20 protein-coding genes are annotated in these 17,921 nt (G+C 40.9%); all 20 read left to right on the forward strand.

Annotated features, from left to right (window positions below):
- Window positions 1-258 precede the first annotated feature (258 nt).
- Entirely contained in the window at window positions 259-1,080 is an 822-nt protein-coding gene (locus BR82_RS15745; RefSeq protein ID WP_240474554.1) for a tyrosine-type recombinase/integrase, read from the forward strand.
- A 52-nt stretch (window positions 1,081-1,132) separates the two neighbouring features.
- The gene (locus BR82_RS0111330; protein WP_027090283.1) at window positions 1,133-1,918 is read left to right on the forward strand and encodes a ParA family protein; all 786 of its coding nucleotides are present in this window, start codon (window positions 1,133-1,135) and stop codon (window positions 1,916-1,918) included.
- On the forward strand, window positions 1,908-2,813 hold the full coding sequence (locus BR82_RS0111335; protein ID WP_027090284.1) for a ParB/RepB/Spo0J family partition protein: 906 nt from the start codon (window positions 1,908-1,910) through the stop codon (window positions 2,811-2,813). Before BR82_RS0111330 ends, BR82_RS0111335 begins: the two co-directional genes overlap by 11 nt.
- A 292-nt stretch (window positions 2,814-3,105) precedes the next feature.
- On the forward strand, window positions 3,106-3,417 hold the full coding sequence (locus BR82_RS0111350; protein ID WP_027090285.1) for a DUF6050 family protein: 312 nt from the start codon (window positions 3,106-3,108) through the stop codon (window positions 3,415-3,417).
- A 126-nt stretch (window positions 3,418-3,543) separates the two neighbouring features.
- Window positions 3,544-3,942 (forward strand): hypothetical protein, encoded by a 399-nt coding sequence (locus BR82_RS0111355; RefSeq protein ID WP_027090286.1) that lies wholly within the window; start codon window positions 3,544-3,546, stop codon window positions 3,940-3,942.
- 13 nt (window positions 3,943-3,955) lie between these two features.
- On the forward strand, window positions 3,956-4,354 hold the full coding sequence (locus BR82_RS0111360; RefSeq protein ID WP_027090287.1) for a single-stranded DNA-binding protein: 399 nt from the start codon (window positions 3,956-3,958) through the stop codon (window positions 4,352-4,354).
- Between the two features lie 13 nt (window positions 4,355-4,367).
- Window positions 4,368-4,760, forward strand: a complete 393-nt coding sequence (locus tag BR82_RS0111365; RefSeq protein WP_027090288.1) for a hypothetical protein — start codon at window positions 4,368-4,370, stop codon at window positions 4,758-4,760.
- Entirely contained in the window at window positions 4,753-5,601 is an 849-nt protein-coding gene (locus tag BR82_RS0111370; RefSeq protein WP_027090289.1) for a replication initiator protein A, read from the forward strand. Before BR82_RS0111365 ends, BR82_RS0111370 begins: the two co-directional genes overlap by 8 nt.
- A 10-nt stretch (window positions 5,602-5,611) precedes the next feature.
- Window positions 5,612-6,430 (forward strand): replication initiator protein A, encoded by an 819-nt coding sequence (locus tag BR82_RS0111375; protein ID WP_027090290.1) that lies wholly within the window; start codon window positions 5,612-5,614, stop codon window positions 6,428-6,430.
- The gene (locus BR82_RS0111380) at window positions 6,430-7,224 is read left to right on the forward strand and encodes an ATP-binding protein (RefSeq protein WP_027090291.1); all 795 of its coding nucleotides are present in this window, start codon (window positions 6,430-6,432) and stop codon (window positions 7,222-7,224) included. The genes BR82_RS0111375 and BR82_RS0111380 overlap by 1 nt, the downstream gene beginning before the upstream one ends.
- A gap of 82 nt (window positions 7,225-7,306) precedes the next feature.
- Window positions 7,307-7,798, forward strand: a complete 492-nt coding sequence (locus BR82_RS0111385) for a PcfB family protein (RefSeq protein ID WP_027090292.1) — start codon at window positions 7,307-7,309, stop codon at window positions 7,796-7,798.
- A gap of 23 nt (window positions 7,799-7,821) precedes the next feature.
- Entirely contained in the window at window positions 7,822-9,681 is a 1,860-nt protein-coding gene (locus BR82_RS0111390) for a VirD4-like conjugal transfer protein, CD1115 family (RefSeq protein ID WP_205618761.1), read from the forward strand.
- Between the two features lie 121 nt (window positions 9,682-9,802).
- Window positions 9,803-10,018, forward strand: a complete 216-nt coding sequence (locus BR82_RS0111395) for a Maff2 family mobile element protein (protein ID WP_017144663.1) — start codon at window positions 9,803-9,805, stop codon at window positions 10,016-10,018.
- Window positions 10,019-10,030: 12 nt separating this feature from the next.
- Window positions 10,031-10,900, forward strand: a complete 870-nt coding sequence (locus BR82_RS0111400) for a VirB6/TrbL-like conjugal transfer protein, CD1112 family (protein WP_027090294.1) — start codon at window positions 10,031-10,033, stop codon at window positions 10,898-10,900.
- Between the two features lie 23 nt (window positions 10,901-10,923).
- Entirely contained in the window at window positions 10,924-11,388 is a 465-nt protein-coding gene (locus BR82_RS15750; protein WP_012744297.1) for a PrgI family protein, read from the forward strand.
- Window positions 11,270-13,726: a VirB4-like conjugal transfer ATPase, CD1110 family gene (locus BR82_RS0111410; protein WP_027090295.1), complete on the forward strand. Its 2,457-nt coding sequence runs from the start codon at window positions 11,270-11,272 to the stop codon at window positions 13,724-13,726. The genes BR82_RS15750 and BR82_RS0111410 overlap by 119 nt, the downstream gene beginning before the upstream one ends.
- A gap of 132 nt (window positions 13,727-13,858) precedes the next feature.
- Window positions 13,859-16,675, forward strand: coding sequence for a CD1108 family mobile element protein (locus tag BR82_RS17750; protein ID WP_240474555.1), 2,817 nt, complete (start codon window positions 13,859-13,861; stop codon window positions 16,673-16,675).
- A 42-nt stretch (window positions 16,676-16,717) separates the two neighbouring features.
- Window positions 16,718-17,020, forward strand: coding sequence for a DUF4315 family protein (locus tag BR82_RS0111425; RefSeq protein WP_027090297.1), 303 nt, complete (start codon window positions 16,718-16,720; stop codon window positions 17,018-17,020).
- Window positions 16,974-17,645, forward strand: coding sequence for a hypothetical protein (locus BR82_RS15755; RefSeq protein ID WP_205618760.1), 672 nt, complete (start codon window positions 16,974-16,976; stop codon window positions 17,643-17,645). The genes BR82_RS0111425 and BR82_RS15755 overlap by 47 nt, the downstream gene beginning before the upstream one ends.
- A gap of 57 nt (window positions 17,646-17,702) precedes the next feature.
- Window positions 17,703-17,921, forward strand: a 219-nt coding sequence (tnpA, locus tag BR82_RS15760) for an IS66 family insertion sequence element accessory protein TnpA (protein WP_034864834.1), incomplete at its 3' end; no start/stop codon positions are given.

A 17,921-nucleotide genomic window follows, 5' to 3' on the forward strand; every position in this document is an offset into this window, starting at 1 on the left:
GTGAAGAGAAGCCTGAATCAGTATTTGATATAGAAATATAGTAGAAATGACAGTCTGAGAGCAGATATTATGAAAATATCAATCAGACTGTTTTTATAATATTTATAATAAAATAATTTGAAGAAAGCGGTTAAAATAATTTGATTATTATAATTGATTTATAAAAAAGCATTTCAAAAATAACTAATTTAATCTGAAAAAAGTTATCTAATATAATTCGCTAATCAACAGTATAAGGATAAAAATGGAACTTGGTATGTGAGTTATTTTAAAAAGAAATATACAGGTGAAAAGAAACGTACTGTTAAACGTGGTTTTAAAACAAAACGAGAAGCAGATAGGTTTTTAGCATCCGAATTATTAAAAGATGCAAGAGATTTAGATATGACATTTGAAGATTTTGTAGATATTTATCTTAAAGATTTAACCAATCGTATTAAAGAAAATACGATGATGACTAAAATTTGTTTAATTAATGATAAGATACTTCCTTATTTCAAGAACCTCAAAATGAATGAAATAACAGTATCAGATGTAACACAATGGCAAAATGAATTATTGGCTTATCGTGATGAAAATCAAGAACCTTATTCACCAGTTTATTTAAAAACAATTCATAATCAATTAAGTGCCATATTTAATCATGCATGTAAAAGATATGGATTATCTGGCAATCCAGCTAGAAATGCTGGAAATATGGGTAAAGAGAAAGCAAAAGAAATGAAATTTTGGACAAAGGAAGAGTATTTAAAATTTTCAGAAGTTATGATGGATAAAGACTGTGTCTATCAAGCATTTGAAATTCTTTATTGGTGTGGTCTTCGTTTGGGTGATGATGATGATAAAATAAGACTAAATCAACGGAAACCCAGTAAATACAAGGGGTTGAGGCGATTTGGTCCTGAAAAAAACTTGCAACGAATCAACAAATTTATGAAGGAAAGGCCTATCTTTTATAAAAACCTTATTCAGATGAAAGAAAATATTCGCTTTTATCTGAGATGCTTTTACTGTATCACGAAAGTGATGATATTACAATTTAATAGCGAAAACAGGACCGAATTAGCTCGTAATGGATGAAAATCTGTTTAGCTGATTCGGTCATTTTTATTGATTGAAAGGTGATGAAAAAATGGCTAGAATTATTTCTATTGTAAACCAAAAAGGGGGAACTGGAAAGTCCGCATGTACAGCTAATTTAGCAGTAGGATTAGCACAAAAAAATATGAAAGTGTTAATCGTTGATGCCGATCCACAGTCTGATGTATCCGCAGGATTTGGATATCGTGATTGTGATGACAGTAATGAAACACTTACAGTTCTTATGGATGCAGTAATGAAAGATGAAGATATTCCTTCCGACTGTTATATCAGACATCAGGCAGAGGGGATAGACATTATCTGTTCTAACATTGGACTGGCAGGTACGGAAGTACAGTTGGTAAATGCAATGAGCAGGGAATATGTATTGAAACAGATTTTATATGGTATCAAGGATCAATATGATGCAGTCATCATAGATTGTATGCCATCATTGGGAATGATTACGATTAATGCGCTGGCTGCATCGGATGAAGTTCTCATTCCGGTTGAAGCGTCCTACCTACCAATCAAAGGATTGCAGCAACTGTTAAAAACAATCGGCAAGGTCCGTAAGCAGATCAATCCGAAGCTGCAAGTAGGAGGTATTTTGTTTACGATGGTCGATGCTCATACGAATGATGCCAGAAATAATATGGAGCTTCTCAGAAATGCATATGGAAGTCAAATCCATATCTTTGATAATTATATTCCATTTTCTGTAAGAATGAAGGAAGCAGTCAGAGAAGGACAGAGTATTTTCTCTTATGATCCGAAAAGCAAAGCTACAGAGGCTTATCGGAGAGTGACGGAGGAGGTGCTAGAAGATGCCATCTAAAAAAAGAGCAACTCCCGTTTCCTTACAGCCGCTTGATGCATTGTTTGGAACAAACGAAGAGTCAATCAATGGAATTAGTGAGATAGCAATCGGAAGTCTTCATCCATTTCCGAATCATCCATTTCAAGTAAGAGATGATAAGAAAATGGAAGAATTATCAGAAAGTATTATACAATACGGCGTATTGGTTCCTGGCATTGTGCGGTTGAGAGAGTCTGGGGGTTATGAGTTGGTAGCAGGTCATCGGCGAAAACGAGCATGTGAACTTGCAGGATTAGAGAAAATGCCGGTTATCATCAAAGATCTTACGGATGATGAATCAACGGTGATTATGGTAGATTCCAATATTCAAAGAGAAGAACTCTTAATCAGTGAAAAAGCTTTTGCTTATAAAATGAAATATGAGGCATTGAAACGACAGGGTAAGAGATCCGATTTAACTTCTTGCCAAGTTGGCAAGAAGTTGGCGGCAGAGGAAGTCAGTCAGAATACTGAAGATAGTTCCAGACAAATATTAAGATATATTCATTTGACATTGTTACTTCCCGAACTGTTGGAAATGGCAGATGATAAGAAACTTCCTTTTAACACGGCTGTTGAAATTTCATATTTGAGAAATGAAGAACAACAGGTGTTACTTCAGTATATGAGTAATCACAATATGGTACCGTCCATGAAGCAGGCAAAGGAATTGAAACAGATTTCAAAAGAACGGATGTTGACGTATTCAGAGATTGACCAGATTTGCATGAATGAAAGTACTGAAAAAGTTCAAGTGCAGATTCCGGCGAAAAAGTTGAAACAATATTTTCCAGAGACATATACAAAGACTCAGATGGAAGAAATTATATTTATGCTTCTGGCATCGTGGGCAGAAAGAGAGGGTGAAGAATGAGCAATGAAGATATGGCAAGTAGAATACAAGTCTATAGGAAAAAGATAGAAAAGATACGTGTTAAACAGATGAAAAGAGAGAAGTTTAAACATTTGTTGAAAACATTAAGATTATCAGCAGGAAGAAAGTGAAAGTATGGCTTTAAAAAATGTACGAAGATATGATGCGAACGGAAGGGAGCTTACGGAGAAAGATCTGGAAACCTTTCGATTGGATTCTCCTGTGGTTAGAGAAATATTGGCAAACCTCAATCGGGAGGTGACGGAAGGAATCAGACAGAAGGAGAAAAAAGGTGACGATTGAAGATGTAATTAAAAAATCAATTCTGCCGCTGGCATTTATGGTATTCTGGTTTTGGATGACAAAAACAATTATGAAAGTCAGCGGTCAGACAGATTGGTTCTGGTGGATATTTATTGCCGGATTACCATTTGGAATACATAAAATGCGGCTGATTCTAATCCCAAGGGGAATGGATACCACAGCAACACTTGGTATGGCTGCATTAAGTGTCATCATTGGAGCATTGATCGGAAGTATCATGATTCCAGTGTATGTGATCAGAGCGATATACGTTTTTATACGGTATATCATTGGAAAATAGAAGATTAGTTTGATAAGAGGCAGGCTTGCGAAAACAAAAATCGTAAGTCTGCCTCTTTTTTTGTGCCTAAAAACAGGCAATTCAGGGTAAATCCCTTTTGCAAATATTAGTTTGGAGGATTTTATTATGAGAGAACGCATTGAAAGCAAGCATGTAACAAAAGAAATCAAAAGTCAGATGCCGGTAATTTCACCTGAGATTATCAAAGAAAGAGGTTGTACGTTTTGTCCGTATTATCTTGGAAGTTATGAGAAACAGCCACGCTGTATGATGAAAAATTGTGCCTGGGATGATGAGAATGAGCGTTTCCATCCGATTCTTCGTAGATTGATTCCATTTTACAAAGAGAAGATGGAAAAAGCGGAGGAAAAGTTCCTGGCAGTGAAACAGATTTATACAACTCTTTTAAAGATGTTTGCAGATGAAATGAAGCAGGAAGAGTTGGAAAAAGATGAATGTTACGGATGTGCCTATGGAAAATGTGGTCCATGTATCGGTATCTGTTACAAATCAATGAAAGTATAGGAGGGTTAAGCCAATGAATACAACAATTATTTCCGGGAGATTGGTAAGAAATCCTGGATACAATGAAGTGGAGAATGAAAAAGGACTTCATAAGATTGCCAAGTTTGTTCTGGCAGTCAGAAGAAATTATTCTGATGAAGTCAGTTTCATTCCGGTAAAGGCTTTTGCAAAGAAAGCAGAATTTGCCAGAGATTATCTGATGCAGGGAACGAAGGTCATGGTGGAAGGCGAGATTGTCACGGGTAATTATGAAGATAAGGATACCGGGAAAAAGATTTATACCACCGAAGTGTATGCAAACCGGATTGAATTCGCAGGTGCAAAAATGGTTGACAGACCACCATTCCCAGAAGATGCGGAAGGGTTCTTAGAGATACCGGAGGGCATGGAAGAGGAAATGCCGTTTAGATAGAGGAGGATAAAAGATGGTTTCAGTAGATCAGGTGTATATGATAGGGCATATGAAAAATGCCGATGGAAGTATCAATAACAAAAATGTAGTGCTGTCAGCAGCATGTGAAGCAGCGGAACTATTCCAGTGCATGATGGCAGTAAATCAAAAACTGGAGGACTGGCAGAGATTCAATCACACCTTGGAGATGCATCTTAGAAGTGTGGAATGTGAGAAAATCCATGATATCTGTCAGGCAGTATATGGGATGAAACATCCGTCCAATGAACTGGAAGGATTGTATCTGGCAAGGGAGGATGAACAGATATGCCTGCTGTATTATCAGGTTTTCGTGGGGATGTTGGAAATCAATATCAATTCAGCTGAAGTGCTGTACAAACAGAAGGAGAAAACAATCAATGAGTAAGATGGAGTATATGCCGGTAGATTGTCTGCAGGTGCCAAAGGTGCTGTTCCAGATGGAAAAATACAAAAATCTGTCAAATACAGCAAAGATTTTATACAGCTTATTTCTGGATCGTTTGAAATTTGCGGTACAGAATGGCTGGGTAGATCATAATGGAGATCTGTTTGTTGTCTATCCGAAAAGTGAAATGAAGAAAAATCTGAATATGACCCGATATGGAGTAGATCAGGCTGTACAGGAACTGGTTCAGGTTGGAAAGCTGGTGCGTATTATTCCGAATAATGGAAAAGCGAACCACTTTTATATCAACGATATTTATGAAAATGAGATGGAGGAAGAATCAATGATGACATTAGACAGAATTATGGCAAATATGCCACTGGAAGAAAGAGAAATTATCATGGACAAGATGGTGGCAGCATCCAGAGATATTCTGAAAACTATTGTAGATATGGGGTATCTGGATGAGTATGATTCAGAACCAATGGAAGGTGAAGAACAGGAGGATTTTGAGGATCTGGAAGAAGAGGATTTCCCAACGTCTGGTTTTGAGTTTGGAATGAAACTTGCATTTAAATATCTGCATGAAAATGAAGAAGATTTTAAAAGAGTAAGAAGACTTCAGCAATATCTTCACAGACAGTATAAAGACTGTTCAAGAAAGAGATATAGCATTATCCTGGAAGCACTTGCTTACGCTATTGATTATGATAAGAGTTTTATTTATGACTTGAGCATGGCAGATAAGAAGTTAAAAAAAATGTATCTGGAGGATTTTATGGAGGGATTCGATTATGCTTTGTATGATTCACGTTATGAAGAAAACGAAGCCGAAGAATAGGAAATAAGTTATGGCAGATTTTGAATATTTCAGAGCAGAAGAATCTGACCAGTTTTCTTTTTTTCGGATACCCAAAGCTCTGTTCACAGAAAAAGAGTTTGCAAGCCTGTCCACAGACGCAAAGCTCCTTTACGGAATTCTGCTTGATCGAATCAGCCTATCCAAGAAAAATGGCTGGATCGACAGTGATGGTTATGTCTATATCATTTACACAATCGCAGAATTACAGGAGCTGTTGCGAATGTCGCATACGACAGTGACAAAGCTTCTTTATGAGCTTGACAGTGTGCATGGCATTGGATTGATCGAACGGTATCGGCAGGGGAATAATCGTCCTTCTGTCATATACGTGAAAAATTTTGTGAAACGGAGCAGAGGAAAGCCAGTAAGATACTTTGCTTCTGGAACGCCAGAAACTGGAAATCCAGACTGCAAGGAATTGGAAATCCGGATTGCAAGAAACTGGAAGTCCGGAACGCAAAAAAATAGAAGTCCGGACTGCAAGAATCTGGATGGAAGTAATACTAAGATAAATAAGACTGAAAAGAATCATACTGATAAGAGTAAGGGCAATACTCCCACTTTGGAAGAAAAATTCAGTCAGTATGGTAGATTTAAAAATGTTGTTCTGTCGGAAGCTGAACTGCAGGAGCTGATGACGCTATTTCCATGGGATTACCAGAAACGGATTGATCATCTTTCTGTTTATATGAAATCCAGTGGAAAAGAATATCAGAACCATTTTGCAACAATCTGTCTTTGGGCAGAAAGGGATGGAACCAGGGCAGGAATGGACAAATATGAATTTCAGGAAGGAGAAAGCCTTTAATGAAAAATAAAGTGGTTGAAGATTATGTGGACGAAGATGGGTGCCTTCATTGTGGTATCTGTAGAAAAAGAAAACAGATGAAGGTCAGTCTGATGGGATTTGAGCATGTAGTGTCCTGTTTGTGCGAATGCGAGGTAAAAGCCAGGCAGGAACTAGATGAGAAGATGCAGTGGGAAGAAGCACAGCGGCAGCTTTATCAGAGAAAATCCGTCGGACTTCGGGAAAGAAGATTCTGGGAATGGAAATTTGAAAATGACAACGGAAGCAACCAGAAGATACTAATTGCCAGGCAGTATGTAGAAAACTGGACAGATATGAAGAGAAAAAATGTAGGACTGCTTTTGATGGGACCTGTTGGAACCGGGAAAAGTTTCTTTGCAGGTTGTATTGCAAATGCACTTTTGGAACAGGGAGAACGTGTCATGATGACAAATTTTTCCAGGATCCTAAATGAAATGACCAGCTATCAGGCAGATAAGAACCAGATTATACAAAATCTTGTGGATTATCCGCTGCTGATTATTGATGACTTGGGAATAGAACGAAATTCCGAGTTTGCTTTGGAGCAGGTCTATAATGTGATAGACAGCCGTTATTGTAAAATGCTTCCGCTGATCGTAACAACGAATCTGGGACTGAATGAAATGAAATCTACAGATTTAGATACTGCTCATCAGCGTATTTATAGCAGAATACTTGAAATGTGTGTTCCCATCTATTGTGGTGGAGAAGATAAGAGAAAAGAAGAAGGGACAGAAAAACTCGTACAGGTGCAGAACCTGATTACCGGTTAATCTGTCTTTTTTCATTAAAGGGGGTGATTGCCATGATTACAGATCTGGACAGCAGTTGAATCGCTGAAAGGAGGGAAAAGTCATGCAGGAAGAGGTAACTCAGAAAACGGTCACGTTCTGTATTCGGACTACTAAGATTACGGCAGACCTGTTGAAAAAGGTTCTTGTTGCGTATCTGCGTCATCAGAAGCAGAAATCAGTAGAGAAGAAAGCACAGAAAAATCAGCCAAAACAGGGAAAGGTCACGGTAAAAGAGCTGGCAAAACAGAATGCCGGGATGGTCAATATCGAGATCACGGACAAAAATATCAAGTCCTTTGAACGGTATGCCAGAAAATACGGGATCAATTATGCTCTGAAAAAAGACAAGAGCAAAGAGCCTCCGGTTTATCTGGTATTTTTCAAGGGACGTGATCAGGATGCCCTCAATGCTGCTTTCCGTGAGTTTTCCCAGAAACAGATTCAAAAAGCGAATAAGCCTTCCATTCATAAGCGTCTTGCAGCTTACCGGGCAATGATGCCAAAGAAATCGAAGGACAAAGTAAAGAACCGGCATCAGGAGCAGAGCCGATGATGAAACAACACGGCAATAAGCTGATGCAGAAGTGGAAGAATAAGGCTGGGGTCAGGCTGTCCGCCCTGGATAAAAAGAAACTGGTTCTTACGAATCTTCCCTATGTTCTGACCGCTTTTTATGCGGACCGGGCCTCCTGCTTATACAGGAGAAGTCCCGGAGAAGATATAGGGAACAAACTGTTATATGCGATGGAACATGCAGATCGGATCTTTACAGGAATTCTGCTAAGTTTTGACCTGAGAGACCTATTGGTTGGAGTTACTGTCGCAGTTATTTTGAAACTATTGGTTTGGCAGAAACAGTCAGATGCAAAGAAACTCCGGAAAGGAATCGAGTATGGTTCAGCCAGATGGGGAACTGCAGAGGATATCAAGCCTTATATGTCAGATGATCCATGGATGAACATTCCACTGACAGCAACAGAAGCACTGACGATGGAGAGCAGACCGAAGCAACCGAAATATGCAAGAAATAAAAATATTGTAGTTATCGGCGGCAGTGGTTCCGGTAAGACACGTTTTTTCGTAAAACCATCGGTCATGCAGATGAACTGTTCCATGGTCATTACAGATCCCAAAGGCACTCTGATCGAGGAGTGCGGGAAGATGTTAGCAAAGGGACCGCCGAAGAGGGATAAAGATGGAAATGTCATCAAAGATAAATCCAGGAAAGTGGTATATGAGCCTTATGTGATTAAGGTTTTGAATACGATCAATTTTTCTAAATCCCTTCATTACAATCCATTTGCTTATATACGGTCTGAAAAAGATATCCTGAAGCTGGTGACAACAATCATTGTAAATACCAAAGGCGAAGGGGAAAAAGCTTCCGAAGATTTTTGGGTGAAAGCAGAGAAATTGCTGTATACAGCACTGATTGCTTTTATCTGGTATGAAGGTGATGAAGAGGAAAAGAATCTGAATACTCTTCTGGATCTTTTGAATGAAAGCGAAACCCGTGAAGAGGATGAAACTTACCAGAATCCAGTGGATATGATGTTCCAGGAACTGGAAGAAAGAGATCCGCAGCACTTTGCGGTCAGACAGTATAAAAAATACAAAATGGCCGCCGGCAAAACGGCGAAGTCGATTTTGATTTCCTGTGGTGCCAGACTTGCCCCATTTGATATCGCAGAGCTTCGTGAGATCATGTCTTACGATGAAATGGAGCTGGATAAGATCGGAGACAGGAAAACAGCCTTGTTTCTGATTATGTCCGATACGGATACCACATTCAACTTTGTGATTGCGATGTTGCAGTCACAGCTTTTCAATCTGCTTTGCGATAAGGCAGATGATGAATATGGTGGAAGACTTCCGGTGCATGTGCGTGTCATCGCTGATGAGTTTGCCAACATCGGACAAATTCCTCAGTTTGACAAGCTGATCGCAACTATCCGAAGCAGGGAAATCTCTGCTTCTATTATTTTGCAGTCACAGAGTCAGTTAAAGGCAATGTATAAGGATAGTGCAGATACCATTCTGGGCAACTGTGATACGACTTTATTCCTTGGTGGGAAAGAGAAGACCACATTAAAGGAAATGAGTGAGCTTCTGGGTAAGGAAACCATTGACCTGTATAACACTTCGGAGACGAGGAGTAATCAGAAGTCTTTTGGATTGAATTACCAGAAAACAGGCAAACAGCTGATGACAGAAGATGAGATTGCAGTCATGGATGGAGGAAAATGTATCCTGCAGATCCGTGGTGCCAGACCATTTTTCTCGGACAAATATGATATCACGAAACACAAAAACTATCGGCTTCTTGCAGATGAAAACGAGAAGAACCGATACAAAGTTGAGAAAGAGTTAAATCCGCAGTACACACCGAAATCTGAAGAAGAGGTGGAAGTAATTCATGTAGAACTGTCGGAGTAACCTTGGGAATGAACGAAAAATAATGAGGAAAGGAATAACTGACATTAGGTGCGCCGGCTTTTTAGTCGGTGTTTTTTCATTCCCGTAAACACCTGAAAAAAGTCAGTTTTGGTGAATGTATATGGCGTTTTTTAGCAGTGCAATTACAACTTTAAAAACTCTTGTAGTCGCAATCGGTGCAGGTCTTGGCGTGTGGGGTGTCGTAAACCTTCTGGAAGGATATGGGAATGACAATCCCGGCGCTAAGAGCCAGGGCATCAAACAGCTGATGGCTGGTGCCGGAATCATGCTGCTGGGAACTACCCTGATTCCACAGCTGGCAACATTGTTCTCTTAAGAGGAGTAGTAGATGAACACCATCATTGAGAGAATTACGGAAGCGATAAAGGATATCCTGATCGGGCTTATCAAGTCAAGTTTGGATAACATGTTCACGTCTGTCAATGAGCAGGTGGGAACCATAGCCGGGCAGGTGGGACAGACACCGCAGGGATGGAATGCAGGGATTTTTAATCTGATTCAGAATTTATCCCAAACAGTGATTGTCCCCATTGCGGGACTGATCATCACCTTTGTCCTGTGCTATGAATTGATCACGATGGTAACACAGAAAAACAATTTCCATGAATTTGAGACTTACAATATTTTCCTCTGGATCTTCAAAGCGTATGTAGCTATTTATCTGGTGACAAATACGTTCAATATCACGATGGCGGTCTTTGACGTTGGCCAGCATGTGGTCAACAATGCCGCCGGAGTAATTTCCGGAAACACAGCAGTGGACGCATCGGAAGCAATCACAAGGATTGTGGATGCACTGGAAGATATGGAACTGGGGGATTTGTTCCTGCTATCCATGGAAACGATGTTGATCAGTGTTACCATGCACATTCTGTCAATTATCATTACGGTAATCTTGTACGGCAGGATGATAGAAATTTACCTTTATACTTCCATAGCACCAATTCCGTTTGCCACTATGACGAATAAGGAATGGGGCAATATCGGAAACAACTATTTAAAAGGCTTGTTCGCACTGGCATTTCAGGGATTCTTCATGATGGTCTGTGTGGGAATTTATGCAGTTTTAGTAAATGCAATGACCATATCCAGTGACCTTCATGCAGCAATGTTTTCAGTAGCGGCTTATACCGTGATTCTTGCATTTTCATTATTCAAGACCGGAAGCCTTAGCAAATCAATATTCAATGCCCACTAACGGGCAGGAAAGGAGCGCATACCATGGCGTATGTACCAGTACCAAAAGACCTTACCAAGGTCAAAACAAAAGTAGCGTTAAATCTGACAAAGCGGCAGTTGATTTTCTTTTCACTTGCCGCAGTTGTGGGAATTCCGTTTTATCTGTTCATGAGAAAACCAATCGGTTCCAGTATCGCTGCCATTCTGATGGTAACGATCATGCTTCCGTTTTTCTTCATGGCGATGTATGAAAAAGACGGGCTTCCCTTTGAAAAAGTGGTGGCAAATATCATTCGACAGAAGTTTATATGTCCAGCGGTAAGACCATATAAGACAGAAAATTTTTATCAGGAGATTTCCACCCTTGTAAAAAAGGAGGGTGTGCCGGATGGCAAAAAAGACAAAGCAGGAGGCTCAGCAGGAGCGTCTGTCCCTGGCGGAAAAAAGAAACCGTCAGGAAAGAAGAAACAAAAAAAGCAGAAAAGAAAGAGAACAGGAAAAGCGTAGGAAGAAGCAGGAACGGGATCGTAGGAAACAGAAAAACATTCCTACAACTGCACAGCAGAGTATTCCGTATATTCGGATGCTGCAGGATGGTATCTGCCAGGTGACAAAGACCTTTTTCTCTAAGACAATTCAGTTTTATGACATCAATTATCAGCTGGCTTTAAATGAGGATAAGACCACGATATTTGAGAATTACTGTGATTTTTTAAATTACTTTGATTCTTCCATCAGTGTGCAGCTGTCCTTTATCAATCAGCAGGTGGATGTGGCTGAATTTGAGAAAAGTATTGATATTCCGGATCAGAACGATGACTTCAATGCCATTCGTGAGGAGTACCGGACCATGTTAAAAAATCAGCTTTCCAAGGGAAACAATGGTCTGGTGAAAACCAAGTATATCACTTTTGGAATCGAAGCAGAAAGCCTGAAGGTGGCAAGACCAAGGCTTGAAAGGATTGAAGCCGATATCCTGAACAACTTTAAAGTTCTGGGAGCACAGGCACATTCCTTAAATGGTCTGGAGCGACTGGAGATTCTGTATCATGTGTTCAACCAGGATCGGATTGAACCATTTAAGTTCCAGTACAAGATGCTGCCGGAAACAGGATTAAAGACCAAAGACTTTATTGCACCAACTTCCTTTAACTTTTCCAAGAATCAGACATTTCTGATGGGAAAGACCATGGGAAGCGTGAGTTATCTGCAGATCCTGGCACCGGAGCTTACAGACCGGATGCTTGCAGATTTCCTGGATGTGGATGACAGCATCAATGTCAATATTCATATCCAGTCCATTGACCAGAGTTCTGCGATCAAGATGATCAAGAGCAAGATTTCAGATTTGGATAAGATGAAGATTGAAGAGCAGAAGCGGGCGGTACGTTCCGGGTATGACATGGATGTGCTTCCATCGGATCTTGTGACCTACGGGGAAGAAGCAAAGAATCTGCTGGAAGATTTACAGTCCAGAAATGAGCGTATGTTTCTTGTGACAGTGTTGGTGATGAATACCGCAAAGAAGCGTCAGAAGCTGGATAACAATATCTTCCAGGTACAGGGTATCGCACAAAAATACAACTGTTCCTTAAAACAGCTGGACTATCAGCAGGAAGCAGCATTGATGTCCTGTATTCCACTGGGAGTCAATCGAATTGAGATTCAGAGAGGGCTTACCACATCGGCAACAGCGATCTTTGTGCCATTTACGACACAGGAACTGTTCCAGGAAGGGGAAGCTCTTTATTATGGATTGAATGCATTATCCAACAACATGATTATGGTTGACCGGAAGCGTCTGAAGAACCCGAATGGACTGATTCTTGGTACACCTGGTTCCGGTAAATCCTTCTCAGCAAAAAGAGAAATTACGAACTGTTTCCTGATTACGGAGGACGATATTATTATTTGTGATCCAGAAGCCGAGTATTATCCACTGGTGCAGGCACTGCACGGACAGGTCATCCGGATTTCACCGGTATCAGACCAGTATATCAATCCGATGGATCTGAACCTGAATTATTCAGAGGAAGATAATCCGCTGTCCTTAAAGGCAGATTTTATTCTGTCCCTGTGTGAACTGATTGTCGGTGGAAAGAATGGACTGGAACCGGTAGAAAAGACGATCATTGACCGTTGTGTGCGGCTGGTCTATCAGGAATATCTCGCTGATCCGGTGCCAGAGAAGATGCCGATACTGGAGGATTTATATAATCTGTTGCGGAAACAGGAAGAGCCGGAAGCACAGCGTCTGGCAACTTCATTGGAGATTTACGTTACAGGTTCCCTAAATGTATTTAATCATCGCACAAATGTGGACATCAACAACCGTATCGTATGTTTTGATATCAAGGAGCTTGGAAAACAGCTGAAGAAGATCGGGATGCTGATTGTGCAGGACCAGGTATGGAACCGAGTGACGATCAACCGTTCCGCTCATAAATCCACCCGTTACTATGTGGATGAATTCCATCTTCTCTTAAAAGAAGAACAGACAGCAGCCTACAGCGTGGAAATCTGGAAGCGATTCCGTAAATGGGGCGGTATTCCGACAGGAATTACCCAGAACATTAAGGATCTTTTAGCTTCCAGGGAAATCGAGAATATTTTTGAAAACTCTGATTTTATCTATATGCTCAACCAGGCATCCGGTGACAGGCAGATTCTGGCTAAACAGTTGAATATTTCACCAACCCAGCTGTCTTATGTAACCAACAGTAATGAGGGTGAAGGACTTCTGTTCTATGGAAATGTGATTATTCCGTTTGTAGACAGATTCCCGAAGAATTCCCTTTATAAGATTATGACAACCCGCCCGGAGGAAACAGCCGAAGCAGGGTAATACAGGAGGAGTAAAACAATGTTACAGGTAATTTCATATGGATTGACATTTTGTGGCGGTGCTGTATTTGGCATCGCTATTCTCTGTTTATTACAGGCAGGGAAAGGGTATCCGAAGAAGGAGGAGTAATCAGTGGCAGAACAGAGAATGAAAGTCAGGGATAAGAAAGTCCAGAAAATGACCAAGGATGGTCTGGTGGAAGAAAACCTGACGGATAAATCTTCTGTTCGTGTCAGTAACCGTGCCAGTGATGTGCAGATGGGAGGAAAACAGGGGGAAAAAGAAGTAAGCCTTGTGGATAAGTCTTCCCGCCAGTCTGAACGGAGTGGGAAAAATATTCGTCCCTCTGTGCAAAAATCCAGAGATGCACCGGAACTGATACGGACAGAGAAGCAAAGTGAGGATTTTGGACAGAGTAGTAAACAGCAAAATAGAAAAAGAATCCGTGCTGAAGTCGGAAAAGAATCCAGACTTGCAGAAAAATCCGAAGTCGGACAGTTAGGGAGACTGAAAGATAAACGTGCTGATCTATCAGAAAACAGGGGAGACAGCCGGAGAAATCAGACCGGTGGCAGCAAAAAGCCTAAACAAAAACAACGTTTGAAGTTTGCTTATGAGGAAACTGGTGCTTCTGTGAAAAATGACAAAGATATGGAGAAATTGAACCAGATGGATACGGATGGAGTCAATTTCCGCCATCAAAAACAGAAGGAAAAAGCCAAAAAGTTTTCTTATGAGGAAGCAAAAAAGAAAAAGGAAGCTAAGCAGCATTCCAAGAAGGCACAGGTCTATCGGGCAAATGAAGGGGAAGCTCCTGGAAAGAAGAAATCCCGCTTGAAGTTTGGAGAAGGGGAATCTGTGAAAACAGAAAAAACTTCTGCTGTTAAGAAAGCAGGAAGTGCAACTTCCGTAGCATTGCACCGTGAGATCAGCAAAAATGAAGACGATAATGCGGCGGTAGAAGGTGCCCATAAGTTAGAAGAAAGTGGCGAAGGTGTTTACCGGCTGGAACAGAGAAGTGCCAGACGCAGGAAACAGAGGGCATCCAGAAAAAGAAGCAGACTTGAAAGACAGGAAGAGAAACAGACACAGGCTGCAGCCCGTCAGGAGCAAAAGAAACTGAAAAAACAGATTCAGAAGCAACAGATCAAACGGGATTATGCCAAAGCGAAGCGAAGTGAACAGACAGTAGGAACAGCTACAAAAGGTACGATTGATTATATTAAGAAGATTGGCGGCAAAGTCACCAACTTCTTTAAAGAAAACCGAAAGGTGTATATCAGTGTAGCAGTTCTGATCGGATTGATGTTTCTGATCATAACGAATGTCACGTCTTGCTCTGCAGTGTTTTTACAAAATGTGATCACTTATACCGGAACCAGTTATCTGTCATCGGATCAGGCAATCCGGGAAGCGGAACTGTATTACACACAGCTGGAAGCTAATCTGCAGGAGCGGATCAACAACATGGAATCTGAAGAACCGGGACATGAGGAATACCGATATGATATCGGACCTATTGAGCATGATCCGTTTATCCTGATCAGTTATCTGTCAGCAAAGTATGAAGAATTTACCTTTGAACAGGTAAAGCCAGAACTGGATGCTCTTTTTGCATTGCAGTATCGGTTAGAAACAGAAGCACTCAATGAGACTGTGACAGAGACAGCAACTGTAAGAGTTGGAGAATCTTTGGGACAGGTTGTGACCAGTGGGTATTGTAACTGCCCAATTTGTTGTGGTATTTGGAGCGGAGGACCGACTGCCAGTGGAGCATATCCAACTGCCAATCATACCTTAGCGGTAGATGCTTCCAATCCGTTTGTGCCAATGGGAACAAAAGTGGTAATGAATGGTGTCGAATATACGGTAGAAGATACCGGAGCTTTCGCAAGATATGGTGTACAGTTTGACGTCTACTATGATAATCATGCGGCGGCATCTGCACATGGACATCAGACATGGGAATGTTATCTGGCAGATGATAATGGAAGTCAGGAAGTGGAAGTGACCAGGACAAGGGATGTAGATGTGCTGAATGTCACCTTAAATAGCGGAAATCTGATGTCAATCTGTCAGGACAGGCTGGGATTCTTCCAAAAAGAATTGTTTAGTGCCTATAACGACACGAAAGGTAATTTACAGATGTTTGCAACACCGGTTGATTTTAACTGGTATTCCAGTGTGACCAGCTATTATGGATATCGGATTCATCCAATTTCAGGAGCAAATCAGCTTCATAATGGTATGGATATCGGAGCACCAGAGGGAACAAAAGTAATGGCAGGGCTGACCGGAACGGTTACAACTTCTGCTTATAACGACAGCTATGGCAATTATGTTGTGATCAAGGACAGGAAAGGCTATGAACTGCGGTATGCACATTTAAGCAGCCGGAGTGTATCTGCAGGAGCATCTGTCACGAAAGGTGATGAGATAGGTCTTGTAGGAAATACTGGTAATTCCACAGGAAGCCATCTTCATATTGAACTTCTGAAAAATGGAGAACGGTTGAACCCGATCTTTTATCTGGAAACAGGAGAAGGTTCCATTTTTGGTGGCAATGAATACACCAGTGAAGCGGCACAGCGATTACTAGAAGAAGCGGCAAAATATCTCGGAACACCGTATGTGTGGGGTGGATATTCCCCAAGTGGATTCGATTGTTCCGGATTTGTCAGTTACTGTCTGGTTCATTCCGGGGTAAGAAATACTGGAAGGATGACAGCACAGGGACTGTACAACATTTGTACGTCAGTATCCCAGTCGGAGGCACAGCCGGGAGATTTGATTTTCTTTACTGGAACTTACGACGCAGGGGAGCCGGTAACGCATATCGGAATCTATGTAGGCAATGGTCAGATGATCCATTGTGGACATCCGGTGCAGTATACGTCCATCAATTCCCCATACTGGCAGAGCCATTTCTATGGATTTGGACGATGGTAAGAAAAAAGGGCGGCTGCATCAGCCGTCCGGAAAGGAGAATCGATGAAAAGTCTTGAAAAAGCTACGGCAGATTATGAGAAAGCCAAAGAGAAAATGGAAGCCTCCAAAGCCAGATATGAAGCAGATTTAAAGCGGTTCAAGGCTGCGGAGATTGCAAAAACAGAAGCGGAAAATCTGGAAATTGTAAGAATTATCCGTGCAATGGATATGAGTATTCCGGAATTGGAAGCTTTCAAAAAGAGAATGAAAAATGAACTGCCCGGCAGGGTAGAAATACAGAAGGAGGAAACAAAAGTCGATGATGAATCTGGAAAAAATGAAACAGAAGAAGAGAACAATTACTAAAAGCAGGGTAAAAAAGAGCTTGCTTGCAGCAACGACATTTCTTTGCCTGACATCGCCTATGCTCCAGACACAGACTGCTTATGCAGCTGAGAATACCACACCTGCAATCACGATTGAGAAGCCGGATGGCTGGAAACAGGGAGAAACAACCATTGCTGTTACGGTAGATGCCAGTCATATGCCGGAAGGTTTTTCGATAGCAAAAATTGAAGCAAAAGCAGGAAAAGATGGAAGCTGGCAGGATGTAACCGGAAGCGGAAGTATCACGATCACAGGAAATCAGACAGTGTATGTGCGTGTGACAGATGGTGATGGAAAGGTGTATGAGCAGAATCGTTCTATTAAGTGTTATGACACGGAAAAGCCGACACTCTCTGCTTCCCTGACAGATGGTGTGCTGACGATTCAGGGGAATGATACAGTATCTGGGATTACTGCAGTAACAGTCAATGGCACCACTTATACAGACTTGAAGGATGGAATGCTGAGAGTGCAATTGACACAGAAAGATTTTACTACAAAACAGATTGAAATCACGGTAACAGATGGTGCCGGAAATACTTCTGAAAAGTATGTACTGCAGAATCCTTATTATGAATGTAAGCGTCAAATAGCATACACCTAACAGTAAAAAACATCTCAATATATAATAATAGAGTCATCAATAAGTGGAGGTGTTAATATGACAAAAGAACAACGGAAGCAATACTGGAAATCAATCATTGATGAATGTTATTCATCTGGTGAAACAGTAATAAGATGGTGTGCTGAGCATTCCATCAATGAATCATGTTTCTATAAGTGGCGAAAAATCATCTATCCTGACTACTCTAAAACTGTAAAAAATGATAATGACCTTTTCACACCTGTGGCAGTCACTGAAGTAAATAAAAATATTTCT

The organism is Thomasclavelia saccharogumia DSM 17460 (assembly GCF_000686665.1).
GTDB lineage: Bacteria > Bacillota_I > Bacilli_A > Erysipelotrichales > Coprobacillaceae > Thomasclavelia > Thomasclavelia saccharogumia.